The 22,163-nt window shown below is 72.3% G+C and carries 14 protein-coding genes and 1 pseudogene; 6 read left to right on the top strand and 9 right to left on the bottom strand.

Annotated elements, in window-relative coordinates:
• Positions 1 to 125: 125 nt before the first annotated feature.
• Positions 126 to 2,324 carry a hypothetical protein gene (locus HCC61_RS08570; protein WP_169134709.1) on the bottom strand — a complete coding sequence of 733 codons (2,199 nt, stop codon included), beginning with the start codon at positions 2,322 to 2,324 and terminating at the stop codon, positions 126 to 128.
• Positions 2,321 to 4,129 (bottom strand): BCCT family transporter, encoded by a 1,809-nt coding sequence (locus HCC61_RS08565; protein ID WP_169134708.1) that lies wholly within the window; start codon positions 4,127 to 4,129, stop codon positions 2,321 to 2,323. The genes HCC61_RS08570 and HCC61_RS08565 overlap by 4 nt, the downstream gene beginning before the upstream one ends.
• A gap of 98 nt (positions 4,130 to 4,227) precedes the next feature.
• Here HCC61_RS08565 and HCC61_RS08560 point away from each other — a divergent pair.
• Positions 4,228 to 4,500, top strand: a pseudogene (locus HCC61_RS08560) (DUF1062 domain-containing protein); the annotation flags it as partial.
• A 318-nt stretch (positions 4,501 to 4,818) separates the two neighbouring features.
• Entirely contained in the window at positions 4,819 to 5,802 is a 984-nt protein-coding gene (locus HCC61_RS08555; RefSeq protein ID WP_169134707.1) for a hypothetical protein, read from the top strand.
• 1 nt (position 5,803) lies between these two features.
• On the opposite strand, the gene HCC61_RS08550 is transcribed toward HCC61_RS08555, so the two are convergent.
• Positions 5,804 to 6,490, bottom strand: a complete 687-nt coding sequence (locus HCC61_RS08550) for a helix-turn-helix domain-containing protein (RefSeq protein WP_169134706.1) — start codon at positions 6,488 to 6,490, stop codon at positions 5,804 to 5,806.
• Between the two features lie 185 nt (positions 6,491 to 6,675).
• On the opposite strand from HCC61_RS08550, the gene HCC61_RS08545 reads away from it, so the two are divergent.
• Complete coding sequence (locus tag HCC61_RS08545) at positions 6,676 to 7,881, top strand: cytochrome P450 (protein WP_169134705.1); 1,206 nt, start codon at positions 6,676 to 6,678, stop codon at positions 7,879 to 7,881.
• A 37-nt stretch (positions 7,882 to 7,918) separates the two neighbouring features.
• On the opposite strand, the gene HCC61_RS08540 is transcribed toward HCC61_RS08545, so the two are convergent.
• Positions 7,919 to 9,643 carry an AMP-binding protein gene (locus tag HCC61_RS08540; RefSeq protein ID WP_169134704.1) on the bottom strand — a complete coding sequence of 575 codons (1,725 nt, stop codon included), beginning with the start codon at positions 9,641 to 9,643 and terminating at the stop codon, positions 7,919 to 7,921.
• Between the two features lie 252 nt (positions 9,644 to 9,895).
• Here HCC61_RS08540 and HCC61_RS08535 point away from each other — a divergent pair, with 252 nt between their 5' ends.
• Together HCC61_RS08535 and HCC61_RS08530 are read left to right on the top strand one after the other, a co-directional pair.
• The gene (locus HCC61_RS08535) at positions 9,896 to 11,332 is read left to right on the top strand and encodes an MFS transporter (RefSeq protein WP_169134703.1); all 1,437 of its coding nucleotides are present in this window, start codon (positions 9,896 to 9,898) and stop codon (positions 11,330 to 11,332) included.
• 350 nt (positions 11,333 to 11,682) lie between these two features.
• A complete protein-coding gene (locus HCC61_RS08530; RefSeq protein WP_346777093.1) occupies positions 11,683 to 12,717 on the top strand; it encodes an endonuclease/exonuclease/phosphatase family protein in 1,035 nt (344 codons plus the stop codon).
• A gap of 132 nt (positions 12,718 to 12,849) precedes the next feature.
• Here the strand turns inward: HCC61_RS08530 and HCC61_RS08525 are convergent, their stop codons facing one another.
• From HCC61_RS08525 to HCC61_RS08505, 5 genes are all read right to left on the bottom strand, one after another.
• Positions 12,850 to 14,076: an XdhC/CoxI family protein gene (locus HCC61_RS08525; RefSeq protein ID WP_169134702.1), complete on the bottom strand. Its 1,227-nt coding sequence runs from the start codon at positions 14,074 to 14,076 to the stop codon at positions 12,850 to 12,852.
• Positions 14,077 to 14,212: 136 nt separating this feature from the next.
• On the bottom strand, positions 14,213 to 15,757 hold the full coding sequence (locus HCC61_RS08520) for an NCS2 family permease (RefSeq protein WP_169134701.1): 1,545 nt from the start codon (positions 15,755 to 15,757) through the stop codon (positions 14,213 to 14,215).
• 140 nt (positions 15,758 to 15,897) lie between these two features.
• The gene (gene pucD, locus HCC61_RS08515) at positions 15,898 to 18,300 is read right to left on the bottom strand and encodes a xanthine dehydrogenase subunit D (protein WP_169134700.1); all 2,403 of its coding nucleotides are present in this window, start codon (positions 18,298 to 18,300) and stop codon (positions 15,898 to 15,900) included.
• 1 nt (position 18,301) lies between these two features.
• Entirely contained in the window at positions 18,302 to 18,922 is a 621-nt protein-coding gene (locus HCC61_RS08510; RefSeq protein ID WP_169134699.1) for a (2Fe-2S)-binding protein, read from the bottom strand.
• Positions 18,913 to 19,833 carry a xanthine dehydrogenase family protein subunit M gene (locus tag HCC61_RS08505; protein ID WP_169134698.1) on the bottom strand — a complete coding sequence of 307 codons (921 nt, stop codon included), beginning with the start codon at positions 19,831 to 19,833 and terminating at the stop codon, positions 18,913 to 18,915. Before HCC61_RS08505 ends, HCC61_RS08510 begins: the two co-directional genes overlap by 10 nt.
• 355 nt (positions 19,834 to 20,188) lie before the next feature.
• Between HCC61_RS08505 and HCC61_RS08500 the strand changes: the two genes are divergently transcribed.
• Complete coding sequence (locus HCC61_RS08500) at positions 20,189 to 22,153, top strand: PucR family transcriptional regulator ligand-binding domain-containing protein (protein ID WP_169134697.1); 1,965 nt, start codon at positions 20,189 to 20,191, stop codon at positions 22,151 to 22,153.
• The last annotated feature ends 10 nt before the right edge of the window (positions 22,154 to 22,163 follow it).

The following is a 22,163-nucleotide window of genomic DNA, read 5'->3' as shown; positions in this document are numbered from 1 at the left end:
ATGGGCGAGTGCCCTGAGGGAGCGGCGCGGCCCGTCGGGCCGGGCACGGCGTGCGATGTACGCGCGCCCGTCCTCGCCGCTCGCGCGCAGCCTTCCCGACCGGGCCGACGCCGACAGGCCCGTCTTCAGCGCTGACTTGGCAGCTCCGGCCGGGACGCGAGGCGGTCCTGGAGTTCGCGGTGCCGGAACTGCCACGCCGTACCGGCCACGCGCAGGATGCCCAACTGATAGCAGTCGTCCAGAAATCGGCCCAGCCGCAACGGCAACCGCCCCCGGGTGCACAGCAGAAGCGCGAGGTAGCGGACCACCGCGTGACCGCCGGTGCTGACGTCACCGTTCACGGCTCCGTCCGTGAGCCCCAGCAGTATCCAGAATCCGGCCGCGACCGCCGGTACGGCCCCGAGTCCGATCGCGGGTCCGCCCAGCAGACCGGCCCCCAAGCCCACCACGGTCCCAGTCCCCAGGCCGCCCACGAGCCTGGCGATGAGATCACCACGCAGCAGATCACGCGGGTCGGTCACCGGCTCGTGCTTCCTGGGCGCGGTGGCCCCCTCGGAGAGCAGGACCGTGAACACACTTCCCAGGACGAGCACATACCCGAGTCCGGCTCGCAGCCCTGCCAGCAGCGCGCCCACGAGCACGACGCCGAGCCCGCCGACGAGGATTCGCAGTCCGGGATGGGCGTGCAGACGGCGCAGGTCCATGCGCCGTGGCTGCGGCCACACCCTGTCCCGTACCGCGAGGACCGCGGACGGCAGCAACCCCAGGGAGAGGACAAGGTAGTTGGCGTCCAGCAGCGCCAAGGGGACCAGGAAGACGAAGAGGAGCAGTACGGAGACAACGCCCTCAACCCACCGCACCCGGCCCGGGCCGCCGAGGGGCCACAGCTCGTGCAGGATCAGGTCGGTGCTGCTGAGGGTGCGGCCGGCAACGGTGCGCGGCGGACGGGACGCGGTTCCCGAGTTGGCGTCGAGGTAGCGGGCGAGAGTCGTGAGCCGCGACCGCACGAGGTCGGCGCCGGGCTGCGGCCTTCGGCCCTTCCGGCCCTGGGGCCCGGGAGTCGAGGCATCCTCCCCGTGACGGGACGCGGCGACGACGGCTCCGATGTAGCAGTCCAGGAGATGGTCGTGCAGCCGGCCCTGCTCGGCGAGAGTGAGCAAGTCGGCGGGGTCACGTGTGTAGTCCCCGTCGGGACTGCGCTCTTGGAAGACAGTGGCGGCCAGGGTGAGTCGCCAGGGCGTGTCCAGCGCGGCGGCCAGGGTCGCGGCGGTCCTGGACGCGGTGCCGGACTGTCCCGCCGACGCGGCTTCCTCCAGGGCGCTGAGCACCGCATGCCACCGCTCCCGGCCGACGCCGGTCGCGGCCACACTCCGCGCCAGATAGTCACGGGCACGGGCCGCTTCGATGCGAACCAGGGCGAGGTCGACGACCGGGTACGGCCGGACGTCCGCGTCCGCCAGCGCCTCATAGTGGCCACGCCGGCAGGTGATGACCACCGGGCAGTGCGCGCCTCCGCGCTCGAAGCGCTCGACGGCGCGCAGCAGTTCGGCGGCGCGAGAGGTGTAGCCGGGGGCGCTGCCCGCGTCCATCTCGTCCAGGCCGTCGACGACCGGCAGCACGAGCCCGGCGTCGAGGAGCACTTCGGCATCACGGGAGTTGAGCTGGTAGGCGCCGGTGAGGTGGGCGTGCAGCCACTGGCGCATCGTGCCCCCGGGCCATGAGGCCGCGGTCAGCCGTACCGGCACAGGCTCACCCTCGGTGCGTTCCCTGGCCAGGCCCAGCAGCAGGGCCAGGGCGAGCACGGTCTTGCCGGTGCCGGCGTCGCCACCTCCCCGCACCTCGGCGCTCCTGGTGCCGGTGGCGGAAGAGGAGGAAGAGTGAGTCCCGGTGATGACCATCCGTCCCGGCCGCAGGCTCCGGTAGATCTCCGCCGCGTCTTCCAGCCTCCCCGACAAGGCGTCCTCGTCGTCGCCGGGGACGTTCGCGGTGAAAGTCAGGTCGATCGGTTCACGGGGAGCCGACGGCCCGTTGCCCAGCAGTCGCCGGTACTGCTCGCCCTCCGCCCACACGACCCTCTGCGCCAGTTCCCCGGCGACCACGTCCGCCGTACGCTGCGCACTCATGCCGCGTAGGGCCGCCCACAGACCCCAGGCACCGCAGACCGTGCCGACCAGGCCCAGCCAGAACGACAACACCCCGGCCATGTCGGCCTCGTCGAGTTCCCCCCGCCTCAGCGCGAGCACCGTCCACCACAGGCCACCGGCACACACGGCGCCGCTCAACAGCACCGCCGCGATACGAGCGGCACGCCCCTGACGACTCATGCGCCACGATCCTTTCCGTCCCGCCCGGCAGTTCGCTTGCGGTCGGCGACGGGGGCGGGGCACGGGCCGCGGCTTCCAGGCAGTCGAGCCGGTGCCTCAAGATCATTGCCCCCGTGGGGAGTTGAGGCGTCAGAGGGCCGGATCCGGATCGCGAACTCGCCGCCGTACTGGTCATCGCCCGCGGTGACCGCGGCCTCCACCGCTTTCGTGCGGCGATCACCGAGCAGGGTCAGCGGGTCGCCGCGCAGATCACGGAGGACGGCGGCGCACATACCGATCATGACGAGTGTGAACGGCACGGCCACGAGGACCGCCAGCGTCTTCAGTCCATCGATCGCCTCGGCACCGCCGCCACCGATCAGCAGCATCACCATGGCCAAGGCGCCGAGCAACAACCCCCAGACGACCACGACGTTGCGGCTCGGCTCCAGGGCGCCCCTCTGCGAGAGGGTGCCCATGACGCGAGATGCGGCGTCGGCGCCGGAGACGAAGAACGTGGCCATCAGAATCAGCGCCATCAACATGGTCGCCCCTACGAGGGGGTACTCGCGCAGCACCGCGAAGAGCTGATTCTCGACTGTCGACACCTCGCTGATCCCCGCTCCACTCCGCTCCAGGCTGATCGCCGTACCACCGAAAGCCGCGAACCAGATCAGGCTGACGACGCTCGGCACGAGAATCACGCCGCCGACGAACTGACGGATCGTACGGCCACGGCTGATGCGCGCGATGAACATGCCCACGAAGGGTGTCCAGGAGATCCACCACGCCCAGTAGAAGACCGTCCACGACGACAGCCATTCGGCGACGCCCTTCCCCGCCGTGGACTCTGTACGGGCCGCCAACTGCGGCAGATCACCGACGAACGAACTTACCGATGTGGGCAGCAGATTGAGGGTCAGTACGGTGGGCCCCTCCACGAAGACGAAGACGGCCAGCGACGTGGCAAGCACCATGTTCATGTTGCTGAGCCGTTGGAAGCCTCTCTGCACGCCCGAAGCGGCATAGGCGACGCAGGGAATGGCGAGACCGGCGGTGACAGCCGCAAGGGTCAGAGTGCCGACGCTGCCGGCCCAGCCGACTTCCTTGACGCCGCTGCTGATCTGGAGGGCCCCGCGGCCCAGCGAGGAGGCGGTACCGAAGAGCGTCGCGAGAAGCGCGAGGATGTCGATCACTCGCCCGAAGGCGCCGTTTGCGTTCTTCTCACCCACGAGTGGCGTGAAGACGGCGCTGATCGTCTGCCGGCGACCGCGCCTGAAGCAGCTGTAGGCGATGGCGAGACCGACGACCGCGAAGATCGCCCACGGGTACAGCGTCCAGTGGAACAGCGTCGTCGACATCGCCGTCTGCATCCGCTCCGCCGCGGAGCCACCGGCGGGCGTACCGGGCGGCGGGTCGGTGAAGTGCGCGAGCGGCTCGCTCACCCCGTAGAAGAGCAGAGTGAGACCCATACCCGCGCTGAACATCATCGCGACCCACGAGACGGTCCGGAACTCCGGCTGCTCTCCTTCCTTACCGAGAGTGATCTCCCCGTAGCGGCTGAAGGCCAGCCCCAGCGAGAAGACCACACACCCCGGCGCAGCGAGCACGAAGGCCCAACCGCCGTTGTGCATGGTGCTGATGAGCATCGCCGTGGAGACGCTCACCAGCGAGTCCGTTGCGACCGCACCCCACACCACGAACGCGAGTGCCAGTAGGACCGCGATCCCGAACACCACTCTGTCGGTACGCCGCTCAGACGCCTGTCCCTCGACAGCGGGTTCAAGATCTCGCGCGACTCCTGCTTCCAACTTCCCCCCTGACATCACGAATCCGAGGCCAACATACGCAGCCTCCCTCACCACCCGCAGCGAGGCGCACACGAACGCGCCACACGGGCCGGACATCGACGCGGTCCCGAAAACCCGTGGAACGGCGGCGTAATCGCATAACCCTCGACTGGGACGGCGCCTGGCGACTCGACACGGGCGGATCGGACCATCTCGACCAGGAGGTGATCGACGTCTCGGTCCGCTTCGCGGCCCGGATCCCTCTGCGACCGGTGCGCCTGGTTGCTGAAGGCTGCGGCCTTTCGCGGGCCGGGGTCGGGAGACTGATCACGGAAGGGCGACTCGTCTCGGCGGTCTCCCTGAGCGGCAGGCTCTCCGGCGACTTCACCTTCACGCTCAAGCGCTGAGCCCTCTCCCGGCCACGGGCCCGTCCGGCATGGTCCACCGGACTGGCCCCGGCCGGGGCCTCGTTGGACGGTGGCGGCAGCAACCGGGGCCCCGTGCCCGTGGATTGACCGTGTGCGGCGGACGGGAAGACGAACGGGACCGTGCCCGCCGCGGAATCCGGGAAGCCCCGAACGGCAAGCGGACGGGGCCCGCTCCCCATTGTTCGCACCCGTTTCTGTTCCGTTCCTCTTCGGAAACCCCGTCCTTTCGGCGACGATATGGGCAGGACCCCACGCCCTCCGCCCGTCGTCCCCGCTGATGCCGCTGGAGCCGAAGAGATGGCAGAAAGCGTGCCCGTGCGCTGCCCCGAGTGCCGCCGCGAGCACACCTACGCGCCGCCCGTCTATCCCTGCGACTGCGGCGCCCCCGTCACGCTGCCGCTGCTGCGCGACGGTACGCCCGCGCAAGTGAGGCACCGTACGTGGGCGGGCTCGTGGGTGGAGGTCCGCTGCCCGGCCTGCGGTACGTCGAAGGAGTGGCCGCAGCCCGAACTCGGCTGCGGATGCGGCACGTTGCTGAGGCTGCCGGTCGTGCCGCCGCAGCCGGGACCCTCCTCGGCCGCCGGTGAGGCGTCCGTGACCGGGGCCGCCTCCCGGCCGGGCGCGGGCCAGGGCCGGGATCCCGGGCGGGATTCCGGGAGGGATTCCGGGAGGGATTCCGGGAGGGACACAGCGGACACCGTCGCAGGGCCCGGCACAGGAACAGGAACAGGCACCGGCACCGGCACCGGCACGGACGACGCACCGTCCGGCGCCTCCCCCGGGACCGGCGGCCCCTCGTCCGCCCCCGCCGCGTCCGTCAAGCCGCACGGCACACAACGGGAACAGCAGCAAGAGCAGCAGCACGAGCAGCAGGACCGGCGACAGCGGGAGCCGAGGACACGCCCCGCCTTCCGGCCCGTCACGATCCGTACGGCACAGGACGCCCGCACCGCCGCCGCGGAGTATCTGCGCTGGCTCGGCTTCCCCGAGGTGCGGGTGACGGAGAAGCGGCCTTCCTCGGGCGTGGACGTGCGCGGGGCGGGCATCATCGCGCACGTCGACCCCACGACCGCGCCGACGACGCTGCGCGAGGTCGAGACGCTCTGGCTGAACGGGCTCAACGAGGAGGTGGGCACGGCCTGTTTCTCGCTCGCGGGCTACTCGCGGGAGGCGCGCACCCGCGCCGACTCGCTCTCCGTGCCGCTGTTCGTGCTCGACCTGACGGGCATGCCGCAGGCCGTCAACGACCCTGCCGACGAGCTGATCCGCTCCGTGTGCTGACCTACCCGCCCGCCAGCAGGGCGCGCCGGCGGTCCGCCGACTCCAGCACGTCCAGGCTGACCCGCTCCAGGAACGCCCCAGCCCTGGCCAGCCGTTGCCCCACCGGGCTGCCGGGCCCCATCGTCTCCGCCGCCGCGATAGCGAGGCGCGCCGACTCGAGGGTCTGCCGCGAGCCGATCACGATCGAGTGGTACCAGGCGTCGTCGTCGACTACGTAGATGTCGCGCCGCCGCTGCGGATCGCGCTCGCGCCGGACGTACCCGTGCTGGACGAGGTAGTTCACGGACACGGAGACGGAGGCCGGACTGACCTTCAGCCGGCGGGTCAACTCGGCGGCGGTGCGCCTGCCGTCCTCGGACAGCAGCAGGTCGAGGTGGACGCGCGCCGTCATCCTCGGCAGCCCCGTCCTGACCGCCATCTCGATGATCTCCTCTTCCATCGTGCCGATCTGCGGCTTGCGCTTGCCCGCGCGCGAGGGTGCCGGTGTGCCGCGCCGCGCCCTGCGAGCCGTCGCCTCGTGCGCCTGCTGAGGCCGGTAGCCGCCGGGGCCGCCGTTGCGTCCGACCTCCCGGGTGATCGTCGACGTCGGACGGTCCAGCCGCCTGGCGATCTCGGCGTATGAGAGGCCGTCGGTGAGGCCGGCCGCGATGCGGTGGCGCTCCTGCTGGGTCAGTCGTCCTCCTGGCATGCCGCCAGTATTGCCTTCGCCATCATTCATTGCAACGCAGAAATTGCATTCGGCCGCAGCGTCATTGCACCAACTTACCGCCTTTCACCTGCACTTATGCCCTTAAGTCGATTGACGTCATTCTTCAACGCAACGTAGCTTTCGACTTGTGCTGAATACGTGCTGCGGCGAGATGAGGAACGGCCATGAGTGAATCCCTGCACACCGTCCCGACGCTGCCCGCGGCGCGCCGGCCCGGCTGCCCCTTCGATCCGCCGGCAGAGCTGATCGACGCCCGCCGGCACGGCCCGATCAGCCGCTACACCTTTCCCGGCGGAAAGCCCGGCTGGCTGATCACCGGATACGAGCTCGTCAGATCGGTTCTGGCCGACCCGCGCTTCAGCTCGCGCAAGGAGCTCATGCTCCACCCGACCGTCGACTACGGGGACATCGAAGCCCCGCCGGCGTCGCCGGGCGAGTTCCTGCTCATGGACGATCCACGCCACCGCCGTTACCGCAAGCCGCTGATGGGCAAGTTCACCGTGCGGCGGATGCGGCTGCTCACCGAACGGATCGAGCAGATCACCGCCGAACGCCTGGACGCCATGGAGGAGTCCGGGCCGCCGGCGGACCTGGTGACCGCGTTCGCCAAGCCCGTACCCGCCGTCGCCATCTGTGAGCTTCTCGGCGTGCCGTACGCGGACCGGGACTCCTTCCAGGAGCAGGTCGACTCGCTCGTGAACGGGGAGAAGAGCGACGAGGAGGTGACGGCGGCCTACATCGCGACCCAGGAGTACTGCGCGAAGCTCGTGGCCGCCAAGCGCGCGGACCCGACCGACGACGTGCTCAGCGAACTCGCCGACAGCGATCTGACCGACGAGGAGCTGAAGGGAATCGCCCTGCTCCTGCTGGCCGCCGGGCTGGACACCACCTCGAACATGCTGGCCCTCGGCACCTTCGCGCTGCTGAGCAACCCCGCCCAACTGGCCGCGCTGCGCGCCGATCCCGCCCTCACCGACCAGGCCGTGGAGGAACTGCTGCGGTATCTCAGTGTCGCCAAGACGTTCATGAGAACGGCGCTGGAGGACGTCGAGTTGGGCGGCCGGACCATCGAGGCCGGCTCCCCGGTGATCCTTTCGTACAGCACCGCCAACCGCGACCCGGAGCGCTTCGCCGAACCCCACGCGCTCGACGTGCACAGGCAGGACGGCGGGCACCTGGCCTTCGGGCACGGCGTCCACCAGTGCCTGGGCCAGCAACTGGCCCGTGTCGAGATGCGGGTGGCGTTCCCCGCGCTGTTCGACCGCTTCCCCACGCTGCGCCTGGCCGTACCGGCCGAGGAGGTCGGCCTGCGCCCGGAGACCGCGGACGTCTACGGGGTCAAGAGCCTCCCGGTCACCTGGGACTCGTGACCCGGCCCGGATCCCGCGGCCCCGCGAGGTTCGTGCCTCACTTCTCCTCGCGGAACTCCTCCCCCGCGCCCTGCGCCGCGTGCGCCCGCAGTTCGACACGGCGGATCTTGCCGGAGATGGTCTTCGGCAGCTCCGCGAACTCGATGACGCGGACCCTCTTGTACGGCGCCAGCGTCTCCCGCGAGTGCGCGAAGATCGCCTCGGCCGTCCCCCGGCCCGGCCGCCACCCTTCCGCGAGCACCACGTACGCCTTGGGCACCGCGAGGCGCAGTTCGTCGGGGGAGGGCACGACCGCGGCCTCGGCGACCGCCTCGTGCTCCAGCAGCGCGCTCTCCAGCTCGAACGGCGAGATCTTGTAGTCGCTCGCCTTGAAGACGTCGTCGGACCGGCCGACGTAGGTGATGTAACCATCCTCGTCGCGTGAACCGATGTCTCCGGTGCGGTAGTAGCCCCCGGCCATCGCCTCGTCCGTGCGTTCGCCGTCGCCGTGGTAGCCCGTCATCAGGCCGACGGGCCGGGTTGAGAGGTCCAGACAGATCTCGCCCTCGTCGGCGCCTGCCTCCCCCGTCACCGGGTCGAGCAGCGTCACGTCGAACCCGGGCATCGCACGTCCCATGGAGCCCGGCTTGAGCTGCTGGCCGGGCGAGTTGGCGACCTGCACGGCCGTCTCGGTCTGGCCGAAGCCGTCGCGGATGGTCCTGTCCCAGGCACGCCGTACGTGCTCGATGACTTCCGGGTTGAGCGGCTCGCCCGCCGCGACCACCTCGCGCGGTACGGCCGCCAGCTTGGTCAAGTCGGCCTGGATCAGCATGCGCCACACCGTCGGCGGCGCGCAGAAGCTGGTGACGCCCGCCTGCTCGATCTCGGCGAGCAGCCGGTCGGCGTCGAAGCGGGCGTAGTTGTAGATGAAGATCGTCGCTTCGGCGTTCCAGGGCGCGAAGACGTTGGACCAGGCGTGCTTGGCCCACCCCGGCGAGGAGATGTTGAGGTGCACGTCGCCGGGTCGCAGCCCGATCCAGTACATCGTCGCCAAGTGGCCCACGGGGTAGGAGACATGGGTGTGCTCGACGAGCTTGGGCTGGGCCGTCGTACCGGAGGTGAAGTAGAGCAGCAGCGTGTCGTCGGCGCGGGTCGGGCCGTCGGGCTCGAAGGCGGCGGACGCGCCGTAGGCGTCCTCGTAGGCGAGCCAGCCGCCGGGCGCGCCGCCCGCCTCCCCCGGCGCGCCCGCGGTGTCCGCCGCACCCTCCGTGCCCACGGCGATCCGCGTGTAGTCCCCCTCCACGGTCGCGAACTTGCCCGTGTCCTCCGCCCGTACGATCACGTGGCGCGCCTCGCCGCGGTCGATGCGGTCGGCGAGATCGGCCGGGCCCAGCAGCGGCGTCGCCGGGATGACGACGGCGCGCAGCTTCATGCAGGCCAGCAGCGTCTCCCACAGCTCGACCTGGTTGCCGAGCATCAGGACGATCCGGTGACCGGGCGAAACGCCTTGCGCGCGCAGCCAGTTGGCGACCTGTGCGGAGCGGTCGCGCATCTCCGCGAAGCTGTGGCGGGCGGAGCGGCCGTCCTCCTCGACGATGTGCAGCGCGGTGCGGTCGTTGTCCTCGGCGACGGCGTCGAACCAGTCGAGCGCCCAGTTGAAGTGCTCGGGCCTGGGCCAGGAGAAGGCGGCGCGTGCCCCTTCGTAGTCCGTGCGGTGCCTCAGCAGGGTGTCCCGGGCGGCGCGGAAGGCGTCGGTGGGGCTGGTGGGCTCGGTCGCCGTCATCGTCACTCCTCGGGTGCCGCTGTCCGATCTGCGCGTGGCCTGCCGCTGCCGCGGGCCGCCGGGGCGCGTGCGCTGCCGCCGTGCGGCGGCCCCGCCCTCGACCACAGCCGCCGGTCCCGGCCGCCGGTCACAGCCGCCGGTCTCAGCCGCCGGTCTCAGCCGCCGGTCACGCTGCGGATCATCCTGGGTCACCGAGCCCCCGCACACCACCCCCGAGCAGCAGTTCGTACGACGGCCGTGGATGCTGTAGGGATGGCCCCCGCTTCCCGTGACGTGACGAGTGCGAGCTCTCCCAGACGCCTGCTGGTGCTGGGCATCTGCTGCATGAGCCTGCTGATCGTCAGTCTCGACCTGACGGCGCTGAACGTGGCTCTGCCCTCGCTCCAGCGGGATCTGCACGCCTCCGTGCCCGGGCTCCAGTGGACCCTCGACGCCTACACGGTCGTCATCGCCTCGCTGCTGATGCTCTCCGGCTCGACCGCGGACCGGATCGGCAGGCGGCGGGTGTTCCAGACGGGGCTGGTGCTGTTCACGGGCGGCTCGCTGCTGTGTGCGCTCGCGCCCTCGCTCGGCTGGCTCGTGGCGTTCCGCGCGCTTCAGGCGGTGGGCGGTTCGATGCTCAACCCGGTCGCGATGTCGATCATCACCAACACCTTCACCGAGCCGCGGGAGCGGGCGCGCGCCATCGGGGTGTGGGGCGGCGTCGTCGGAATCTCCATGGCGGCCGGGCCGCTGATGGGCGGTGTGCTCGTCGCGGCGGTGAACTGGCGGGCGATCTTCTGGCTGAACATTCCCGTCGGTCTGGCCGCGCTGCTGCTGACGGCGCTGTTCGTACCGGAGTCGCGGGCACCGCACCCGCGCCGGCTCGACCCGGGCGGTCAGCTGCTGGTGATGGCCGTGCTCGGATCGCTCACCTTCGCGATCATCGAGGGCCGCAACGCGGGATGGACGTCGCCGCTGATCCTCAGCTGCTTCGCCGCGAGCGTGTGCGCGGCGGCCGTGCTGCCCGCGTACGAGCGGCGCCGCATCGAACCGCTCGTCGAATTCCGCTTCTTCCGCAGCATCCCCTTCTCCGGGGCTACGGTCACCGCGGTCACGTCCTTCGCCGCACTCGCCGGATTCCTCTTCCTCAGCACCCTGCATCTTCAGAACGACCTCGGGCTCTCCGCCTTCCAGGCCGGGCTGTACCTGCTGCCGATGGCGGCGATGACGGCCGTCTTCGCACCGCTGTCCGGGCACCTGGTGGCGATCCGCGGCGCACGGCTGCCGCTGCTGCTCGCGGGGGTGTTCATGACGGCGAGCGGCGTGCTCTTCGCGCTCCTCGACGCCGAGGGCCACCGGGTGCTGCTCATCACCTCGTACGTCCTGTTCGGCATCGGCTTCGGCCTGGTCAACGCGCCCATCACCAACGCCGCGGTCTCCGGCATGCCGAGCGCGCGCTCCGGGCTGGCCGCGAGCATCGCGTCGACGAGCCGTCAGATCGGGTCCGCGCTCGGCGTCGCCGTCATCGGGGCGGCGGTGGCGGCCGGTTCGCATGCGACGGGGTGGTGGATCTTCACGGGGTGCGGCGTGGCCGTACTGCTGCTGGCGCTGCTGACCACGGGTACGCGCGCACGGGCCACCGCGGAACGCGTCGCCTCGTGCCTGCCCGAGTCCACCGCCACGGACTGCCCGGCGACCCCCACCTGAGGCCCTCCCCGGGAAGCACCGCGGCACCGCCCGTACAGGCGCCGCCGCGCACGGAGCGCGTGTGCCGTGTGCGGAGGCCGGTACGGACGACCCGCGCCGGCCCGGGCACTCATCGCCAGGAAAGGGCCGCACCGTGCGAAAGCGGGCAAGCCCACCCGCCCGTCGCCGGGTGTGCGGGGGCTTTCTTGACGGTGACGCGACCAGGAACGGCAGGTCTCGTCGGGAAGTGCGCGGACGAAGAAAAGATCAGGAGGACGCGCGCCCGAAGACGAGTGCGATAAGGCAACATCGGCCTTGTGTTGACGGGGGACCGGAACCATCGCATCAGGCGGGACGGCGGCCGTGGCACGGTGACGGGGCATCCGCTCCAGCCCGCTCCACGGCCCGTCCGGCCCCGCTATGAGCGTGAACGGCGCGAACGGGCACCGCGGCGGACGCGCCGCGGTGCCCTGGTCTGGTTCGTCGCGTTCGTACTGACCGTGCTGAGCGTCCCGCTCAGCTTCCGCGGCATGAACGACGACGGGCCCACGCCCATCGCCCAACTCCTCGCATTCCTGCCCTGGTTCCTCGTACCGGGGTGGCTGGCCCTGCTGTACGCGGTGCTGACGCGGCGCGGCCTGGTCGCGCTGTGGGCGATCGCCGTGCTCGCCGCGACCGTCGGATACACCCTCCCCCAGGGCCCGGACGCCCCGGCGGGCGCCGCGGAGCGCACCGGCAAGGCACGCTTCCGCGTCCTGACGGCCAATCTGCACTACGGCGACGCGACCGGTGCTCTGCTGCGCACGGTGCGCCGCGAGCGCCCTCAGCTCGTCTCGGTGCAGGAGTGCGACGGGCGGTGCGCCGAGGCGCTGCGCAGCGTGCGGATGAACGAGTCCTATCCCTACCGGCACATCATCGACGCCCCGGGCGCGGGCGGTTCGGCGCTGCTGAGCACGTTCCCGCTTCAGGAGCGGGGGTCGCTGCCGGGGCGGCTGGCCATGCCGAACGCGGTGGCGGACGTCGCCGGAACACGTGTGAAGATTCAAGTCGCACACCCGATGCCGCCGCGGCCCGACGCGCTGGACAGCTGGCGCCAGGAGCTCGGCACGCTCCGCTCGTACGGCGCTTCGCGCGACGGCACCCCGACGATCGTCGCCGGCGACTTCAACTCCTCCCAGGACCACGCCGCGTTCCGCTCCGTACTGAGGACGGGACTGAACGATTCCGCCCGCCTGACCGGGCAGTCCCGCACCCCGACGTGGCCCAACGGCACCCCGCTGCGCCCGATGGGCGCGCAGATCGACCACGTGCTGGTCAGCGATCCGCTGACGGCCGTCGAGGCCCAGTTCCTCGAACTCGACGGCTCCGACCACCTCGCGGTCCTGGCGGACGTCAAGCTGTTCTGAACTCGCCGCCCACCTGCGGGAGTCCGTGTCCGGAGCCGCAACGACGCGCGGAGCGACGGGCTCCGGCGAGCCATCCGTAAGGCCGCTCCATGCGCCGGGCGGCCTCCGTGGGACGGCCGGTGACGGGCCCGTTCAGGCCACTTCGCCGAGCCGTCGCTCCACATGCTCCGCCGCACCGGCGCCCTCGCGGTGGATCGGCGTGTGCGCGCCGGTGAGGGGGACGCCGGTGCCGCCGTGCCGTACGGCGACGATCTCGGCCGCGATCGACAGCGCCGTCTCCTCGGGCGTACGGGCACCCAGGTCGAGGCCGATCGGCGAGTGCAGGCGCGCCAGTTCGGCATCGCTCACGCCCGCCTCGCGCAGCTGCTCCAGCCGGGCCAGATGGGTGCGGCGCGACCCCATGGCCCCCACGTACGCGATGGGCAGCCGGAGCGCACGCTCCAGCAGCGGCACGTCGAACTTGGCGTCGTGCGTCAGCACGCACACGACCGTACGGGCGTCCAGCTCCTGGGAGTCGAGATAGCGGTGCGGCCAGTCGACGACGACCTCGTCCGCGTCGGGGAAGCGGGCGGCCGTGGCGAAGACGGGACGGGCGTCGCACACGGTGACCCGGTAGCCGAGGAAGGCGCCGGTGCGCGCCAGCGCGCTCGCGAAGTCGATCGCGCCGAAGACCAGCATCCGCGGCGGCGGCGCGCTCGACTCGACCAGCAGCGTCACCGCCGGACCGCACAGCGGGTCGCCGTCGCCCGCGGCGGCGTGCCCGCCGGCGCCGGGCGGGCCGCCCTCCGTGCCGGTCTCGACGGTGGCGGTGCGGCCCGCGTCCAGCAGCGCCCGGGTCTGTGCGACGGCGGTCGCGTCGAGCGCGGCGGAGCCGCCGAGGGTGCCGGAGACGCCGCCGAGGTCCCTGCCGCCCTCGCCGTCCGCCCGTACGTACATCGCGCCCCCGAGCAGCTCCTCCGGGCCCTCCACGACGCGGGTGAGCGCGACGGCCCGGCCCTCGGCGGCGGCGGCCACCGCCGCCGCGTACACCGGGTAGGCGTCCGTGCCGCGGCGCACCGGCGTCACGAGTACGTCGATGACTCCGCCGCAGGTCAGCCCCACCGCGAAGGCGTCCTCGTCGCTGTAGCCGAAGCGCTCGGCCACGCTGCGCCCGGAGACCATCGCCTCCTGGCACAGCTCGTAGACCGCGCCCTCGACGCAGCCGCCGGAGACGCTGCCGACCGCCTCGCCGTCCGCGTCGACGGCGAGCGCGGCACCCGGCCGGCGGGGCGCGCTGCCGCTGACCGCGACGACGGTCGCGACGGCGAAGTCGCGCTCCTCTTCGCACCAGCGGTGCAGTTCGGCGGCGATGTCGAGCATCGGTGGCTCCTCACTGGCGTCGGGACACGGGCGAGCATGCGGGACCGGGGTGCGGGCCGCGAACGTACAGGGACCGCGGGCGTACAGGACAGCGGGCGTGCCGCCCCGCCGTCCGTGGTTGCCGCCCCGTCCGCTTTCACCCCATGCCCAGCCATCCTTCGAGCGGGCTCAGCGCGAAATAGACGAGGAAGACCGCGGCCAGCCCCCACATCAACGCACCGACGTCCCGCCACCTTCCCTGAGCGGTCTTGATCACGACGTACGAGATGCTCCCGGCGGCGATGCCTGCGGTGATGGAGTACGTGAAGGGCATCAGCACCATCGTCAGGAAGACCGGCACCGTGGTGGCGGCGTCGTTCCAGTCGATGTGCCGGGCGTTGGTCATCATCATCGAGCCGATGACGACGAGCGCTGCCGCCGCGACCTGGGTGGGGATGACCTGCGCGAGCGGCGTGAAGAACAGGCAGAGCGTGAAGCCGAGCCCGGTGACGACGCTCGCGAGCCCCGTGCGCGCACCGTCGCCGACTCCGGCCGTCGACTCCACGAAGACGGTCTGGCCGGAGGCGCCCGCGACTCCTCCGGCGACCCCGCCGGCGCCGTCGATGGCGAGTGCCTTGTTCAGGCCGGGCATGCGCCCGTCGTCGTCGGCGAGCCCGGCCTGCTGGCCGATGCCGATGATCGTGCCGATCGCGTCGAAGAAGCCCGCGAGCACGAGCGTGAAGACGATGACGCCGACCGTGACGGCGCCGACGTCGGCGATGCCGTCGAAGGAGACCTTTCCGAACAGGCCGAAGTCGGGCGTGCTCACGATGCCGCCGGAGATCTCCGGTACGTTCCGCCCGCCCCAGTCCTTCTTGTCCAGGCCCGCGAAGTGGTGTACGAGACCGGCCACGACCGTGCCGCCGACGATGCCGGTGAGGATCGCGCCCGGCACCCTCCGCACCTGGAGCACGAAGACGAGCAGCAGCGTGACGGCGAAGCACAGCACGGGCCAGCCGGTGAGCATGTCGTGGGTGCCCAGCTGCACCGGCTTGGCGCCGGCGACGCCGCCGGGCCCCGGCATGCCGGTGACGAAACCCGCCTGTACGAGGCCGATGAGGGTGACGAACAGGCCGATGCCCATGGTGATGGCGTGCTTCATGGCCAGCGGTATCGCGTCCATGATCAGCCGCCGCAGTCCCGTGACGACGAGCAGGATGATCACCGCTCCGTACACGACGCACATGCCGAACGCGTTCGGCCAGGTCATCACCGGCGCGACCTGATAGGCGAGCACCGCGGAGACGCTGAGCCCCGCGGCCAGCGCCAGCGGCACGTTGCCGAGCACCCCCATCACCAGCGTGGTGACCGCGGCGGCGAACGCCGTCGCGGTGGTGACCTGGCCGCCGTCGAGGGTCGCCTTGTGCGCGTCCGGCACGGAGAGGATCACGGGGTTGAGCAGGACGATGTAGGCCATCGCCATGAACGTCGTGGCGCCGCCGCGCACTTCGCGCGCGACGGTGGAGCGGCGCTGCGATATGCGGAAGTACCGGTCGAGCCGGGAACGGCCCGCGGGCGTGCCGTCCGGGGGCCCGGCGGTGCCTTCGGTTCCGGTGGTGCGAGCGGTGCTGTCGGCCCCTTCGGCGCCTGCGGCCCCTGCGGCCTCTCGGGCCTTGTTCTCCTGTGTGTGCTGCTGGGTCATGTGTGCTCTCCCAGGTTCGGCGGGCACCCCGAAGTGCCGTGGCACAGCGGGGGATTCGGGGATGCACGACCCGGGGGACGGCCCGAGACGATACGGAGCGCGCCCGCGGCCGGTGCGGGCGCACCGCACCGGCCGGGCGCCTAGAGGGTGGCGGTCAGATGCTCGGGGCGTACCGGGACCCTGCTGAGGGCGAGTCCGGTCGCGTTGCGGATGGCGGCGACGACCGCGGGGGTGGAGGAGAGCGTCGGCGCCTCGCCGACACCGCGCAGCCCGTACGGGGCGTGCTCGTCGGCCAGTTCGAGGACGTCCACCGGGATCGCCGGGGTGTCCAGGATGGTGGGGATCAGATAGTCGGTGAAGGAGGGGTTGCGCACCTTCCCGCCGGGGTCGACGAGGATCTCCTCCATGACGGCCAGGCCCAGGCCCTGTGTCGTGCCGCCCTGGATCTGGCCGACGGTCGACAGCGGGTTGAGTGCCTTGCCCACGTCCTGTGCGCAGGCGAGTTCGACGACCTTGACGAGGCCGAGCTCGGTGTCGACCTCGACGACGGCACGGTGGGCGGCGAAGGAATACTGGACGTGGCCGAAGCCCTGTCCGGTGCGCAGGTCGAACGGCTGGGTCGGCCGGTGCCTGAACTCCACTTCCTCCTCCACGACTTCGCCGTCGAGGAGGTCGGTCAGCGCGGCGAGCGCCTCGCCGCTCCCGGTGACGACCTTGCCGCCCTCCAGCAGGAGTTCGGCGCCGTCCGCCCAGGCGGGGTGCTGCCCGGCGTACTTCTCGCGGCCGAGCCGCAGCACCTTCTCCCGTACGGCCTCGCACGCCTTCTTGACCGCGCCGCCCGTCATATACGTCTGCCGGGACGCCGACGTCGAACCGGCCGAGCCGACCTGGGTGTCGGCGGGCAGGATGCTCACGCCGGAGACGCCGAGCTCGGTGCGCGCGATCTGCGCATGCACGGTCACGCCGCCCTGCCCGACCTCGGCCATCGCGGTGTGCACGACGGCGACGGGCTCGCCGCCCGTCGGCTCCAGCCGCACGCGGGCCGTCGAGTAGTCGTCGAAGCCTTCGGAGAAGCCGACGTTCTTGATGCCGACGGCGTAGCCGACGCCGCGCACCACGCCTTCGCCGTGCGTGGTGTTGGACAGGCCGCCCGGCAGCGCCCGTACGTCCACGCCGGTGCCGCCGCCCGGCTCGCCGGAGCTCTCCCACTGCCGCTCCGGCGGCATCGGCATCGCCTTCACGCGGCGGAGGATCTCGGCGACCGGGGCGGGGGCGTCGACCTGCTGTCCCGTGGGCAGCAGCGAGCCCTGCGACATGGCGTTCCGCTGCCTCAACTCGACGGGGTCCATGCCGAGTTCGGCGGCGAGGCGGTCCATCTGCGCCTCGTAGGCGAAGCAGGCCTGCACGGCGCCGAAGCCGCGCATCGCGCCGCACGGCGGGTTGTTGGTGTAGAGGGCGAGCGCCTCGATGTCGACGTTCTCGATCTCGTACGGGCCGGCGCCCAGAGACGCCGCGTTGCCGACGACGGCCGGCGAGGACGAGGCGTACGCGCCGCCGTCCAGCACGATGCGGCACGTCATGTAGAGCAGCCTGCCGTCGCGGTCGGCGCCGTGCTCGTAGGTGAGCTTCGCGGGGTGGCGGTGCACGTGCCCGAAGAAGGACTCGTAGCGGTTGTAGACGATCTTCACCGGCTTGCCGGTGGCCATCGCCAGCAGGCACGCGTGCGCCTGCATCGACAGGTCCTCGCGCGCCCCGAAGGCGCCGCCCACCCCGGAGAGCGTCAGCCGCACCTTCTCCTGCGGCAGCCCCAGCACGGGTGCGAGCTGGTCGCGGTCGACGTGCAGCCACTGCGTGGCGATGTACAGGTCGATGCCGCCGTCCTCGGCGGGCACCGCGAGCCCCGACTCGGGCCCGAGGAACGCCTGGTCCTGCATGCCGACTTCGTACTCGCCGCGCACGACGACGTCGGCCCGCGCCTTCGCCGCGGCGACGTCGCCGCGCACGATGGGCTGCCGGTGGACGATGTTGGGGTGCGCCACATGGGGCGCGTGATGGTCGTCGCGCCCGGGGTGCAGCACGGGCGCGCCGGGCGCGGTGGCGCTCGACTCGTCGTGCACGGGCGGCAGTTCGGCGTAGTCGACACGGATCTTCGCGGCGGCGCGGCGCGCGGTCTCGGGATGGTCGGCGGCGACGACGGCGACGGCCTCGCCGTGGTAGCGCACCCGGTCCTTGGCGAGCACCGGCTGGTCGTGGATCTCCAGTCCGTAGTGCGTCTTCGCGGGCAGGTCGTCGTGCGTCATCACGCTGTACACGCCGGGGGTCTTCAGCGCCTCCGACACGTCCACGGAGCGGATCTCGGCGTGCGCGTGCGGGCTGCGCAGGGTGCAGCCCCACAGCATGTCCTCGTGCCACAGGTCGGAGGCGTAGGCGAACTCGCCGGTGACCTTCAGCGTCCCGTCGGGACGCAGCGTCGACTCCCCGATGCCGCCCCTCGTGGCGCTGCCCTGGGTGAGTGCGGTGGGAACGCGGGCCGGGTTCGCCATGTCAGGCCACCTCTCCGCCGGCGGGCGCCCCGGCGGGGCCCGAGGGCGGGCCGCCCACGGCGTCGTCCGTACGGGCGGCGGCGAGCCGCACCGCGTCGAGGATCTTCTCGTAGCCGGTGCAGCGGCACAGGTTCCCGGACAGGGCCTCGCGGATGTCGGCGTCGGACGGCCGTGCGTTGTGCTCGATGAGTTCGTCGGCGGCGACGAGCAGTCCGGGGGTGCAGAAGCCGCACTGTACGGCGCCCGCGTCGATGAACGCCTGCTGTACGGGCGAGAGCCGGACGCCCGCGCCGGCGGCGGGCGCGGGCTCCCAGCGGCGCTCGTCGGCGGACGCAGCGGCGGCGCCCACCGCGGCTGCGCCCTCGGCACGCTGCCGCGCGTGCTCGGCGAGCCCTTCGACGGTCACGACGTCCCGCCCCTGCACCTGGCCCGCGGCCACGAGGCACGCGCACACGGACTCGCCGTCGAGCCGCACCGTGCAGGAGCCGCATTCGCCTTGCTCGCACGCGTTCTTGGAGCCGGGCAGGCCCATTCGTTCGCGCAGCACGTACAGCAGGGACTCGCCCTCCCACACGTCGTCGGCCTCGTGCCGCCTTCCGTTGACGGTGAACGTCACGCGCATCGGGAACCTCCCGCGCTGTCGTCGGTGCCCGCGCCGGCGCCGTCGCCGCCGCTCCGGTACTCCTCCCAGGCCCAGCCCAGGGTCCGCCGTGCCATCACGCCGACCGCGTGCCGGCGGTAGGCGGCGCTGCCCCGCACGTCGTCGATGGGGCTGCACGCCGCGGAGCACAGCCCCGCGAACTCCTTGGCCACGGACGCCGGAACGGGTCCGCCGCTCTCCCACAGCCCCGCCTCCTCCAGGGCCGCGCCGAGGAAGTCCTCGGCGGCCGTGGCGCGGAACGGCGTCGGCCCCGCGGACCCCACGGCGGCCCGCACCCGGCGGCTCTCCGGACGCAGCGCGACGGAGAACCCGCACACGGCGATGACCATGGCGTTGCGGGTGCCGATCTTGGAGAACTGCTGCGGCCCGCTCGCCTTCCTGATGTGCACGCGCTTGATCAGCTCGTCGTCGGCGAGCGCGTTCCGCTTGACGCCCGTGAAGAACTCCTCGACGGGGATGCGGCGTGAGCCCCGTACGGACTCCGCCTCGACCTCGGCGCCGGCCGTCAGCAGCGGCGGATGCGAGTCGCCGGCGGGCGAGGCCGCGCCGAGGTTGCCGCCGACGCTGCCGCGGTTGCGGATCTGCGGGGAGCCGACCGTGTGCGCCGCGAGCGCGAGCCCCGGCAGCTCACGGCGCAGGTGCTCGATGATCCTCGTGTACGGCACGCAGGCGCCGAGCGCGACCTCCTCCTCGCCGGTGTCCCACTCGTACAGCTCGGGGATCCGGTTCAGGTCCAGCAGCTGTGCGGGGCGGCGCTGGTCGAAGTTGAGCTCGACCATGACGTCTGTGCCGCCCGCGATCGGCACGGCGGAGGGATGCTCGGCCTTCGCGGCGAGCGCATCCTCCCACCGGGCGGGACGCAGGAAGTCCATGGGCTCCTCTTGGTTCGCTCATCGATTCGCTCAGGTGCCGGCGCACGCGGTGTGCGCGGCCGTACGCCGGGGTCCGCGCTCCGGCAGGGGGCAGCGGACATGCCCTGGGGCGGCCGGTGGGGTTCAGTACACCGATGCATCCCCCGTCGCGGGCAGTCACCGAAACCATGAAGCTCTTGCCTACCCGCCCGGGGCGTCTTGTAGATTCGCACGAACACCGCGGGACGACCTGCTCGCGGCATCACACGGGCCGTACGGGGACACGGGGACACGGGCCGGGCGGGGAAGCCGGCAGCCGTACCTCCGCGACCCTTCGCCCCACGCCCCATATGTCCCGGAACGGCGGCGAAAGACCATGCGTCTGCGCGCACTCCTGGAGACCGGCACCCTCGGTCTGCGCCTCCTCACAGGGGAGGACGAGCTGGACCGTGCGGTGCGGGGCGTCATGACCACCGACCTGCGCGACCCGGGCCGCTATCTCTCCGGCGGCGAACTCGTGCTGACCGGGCTGGCCTGGTACCGGGCCCCGGAGGACGCCGAGCCCTTCGTACGCGTCCTCGCGGCGGCCGGGGTGGCCGGACTGGCGGCGGGCGAGGCCGAGTTGGGCCTGGTGCCCGAGCCCGTGGTGAGCGCGTGCGCGGAGCACGGGATGCCGCTCTTCGGGGTCACCGAGGACGTGGCGTTCGCGACCGTCACCGAGCACGTGCTGCGGCAGGTCTCCACGGGCCGGGCGGGCGACCTCGCGGCCGTGGTCGACCGGCACCGGCGGATGATGTCGTCCGGCCCGGCGGGCGGCGGACCCGACGTCGTGCTCGACATGCTCGGCTCGGACCTGGATCTGCGGGCGTGGGTCCTGTCCGTCACGGGCCGTACGGTGGCGGGCGCGGGGGCGGGGGCCGGGCCGGAGCCGGGCGGGGGTACGGGTTCGGGGGCGGGTACGGGCTCCGGTGCGGGTTCGGGTGCCGGTTCGGGTACGGGATCCGGTTCGCGTACGGGTTCGGGCGCACCCGCGGCCCCCGGTCCGGGCCCGTTCACGGCCACTGCCGCGGGCAGGGGAAGGAGCAGGGGCGCCGGCGCCGGCTGCGGAGGTCTCTCCCCCCAGGTGCGCTCCCGCCTCGCGGGCGAACACCTCGCGTCCCTGCGCAGGGGACGCACACCGGGCCAGTCCGGACACCGGCCGCGCGGTCACGGCGCCCGGCCCGCGGGCCACCCGCACCGGGTCGACGCCGACGGCACCACGTACTCGCTCTTCCCGGTGCACGAGGCGGCTGACGCGCCCGCGCTCGCCGACTGGTTCCTCGCGGTGGAGGACGACGCCGGCGACTGGCCCGCCGAACGCCTCGACCTGCTGCACGGCGTCACCCAGCTCATCGCCGTCGAACGCGACCGCCGCGACGCCGCCCGCACGGTGCGGCGCCGCCTCGCCACGGAAGTGCTGGAGTTGCTGCACGCCGGGGCGCCGCCCGCCGAGGTCGGCGCACGGCTGCGCGTCGCCGCTCCCGTGCTGCTGCCCGGTCTGGGCAGCGCACCCCACTGGCAGGTGGTCGTCGCGCGCCTCGACGGCTCGGTGCGGGCCGACGGCCCCGAATGCAGGGCGCTGCTCGAGGAGATACTGCTCGATCCCCGTACCACCGGCGTCGAGACGGCCGACCGGGCAGCGGTCACGGACACCGGCGGCGAGGCCGTCGCCCTCGTACCGCTTCCGGCGCTCTCCCCCGGTCACGCAGCCGCACCGGGCCGCACCGGATGGGACGGGGAGGGCGCGGAGCGCGACGCGGACGAAGTGAGCGGCGGGGGCGCGGGCCCGCCGGACTCCCCCGCCTCCGGACTGGACGCGGCAGCCCTGCTCGCCGCCGTACACGAGCCGCTGGCCGCGGGCCTGGCCGACGGCGAACGCCTCACCCTCGGCGTCAGCGCCACCGTCCACTCCGCCGACGGTCTGTACGGCGCGCTCGAAGAGGCCCGCCACGCACGACGGGTGGCCGCGGCGCGCGAGGGGCGCGTCTGCGCCGCCGGGCACGAGGAGCTGGCCTCGCACGTCCTGCTGCTGCCCTTCGTGCCGGACGACGTGCGCCGCGCCTTCACCGCCCGGCTGCTGGCGCCGCTGCACGAATACGACCGCCGCCACCGGGCCGAACTCATCGCCACCCTCACGGCGTTCCTCGACGCGGACGGCTCCTGGACCCGCTGCGCCGACCGCCTCCATCTGCACGTCAACACCCTCCGCTACCGGATCGGCCGCATAGAGCAGCTCACGGGCCGCGACCTGTCCAGCCTGGAGGACAGACTCGACTTCTTCCTTGCACTGCGCCTGAGTTGACGGCCCCGCC

This window comes from Streptomyces sp. HNM0575 (assembly GCF_012726265.1).
GTDB lineage: Bacteria > Actinomycetota > Actinomycetes > Streptomycetales > Streptomycetaceae > Streptomyces.
The sequence above is the reverse complement of the archived record's forward strand: the minus strand, read 5'-3'. Positions and strand labels throughout refer to the sequence as shown.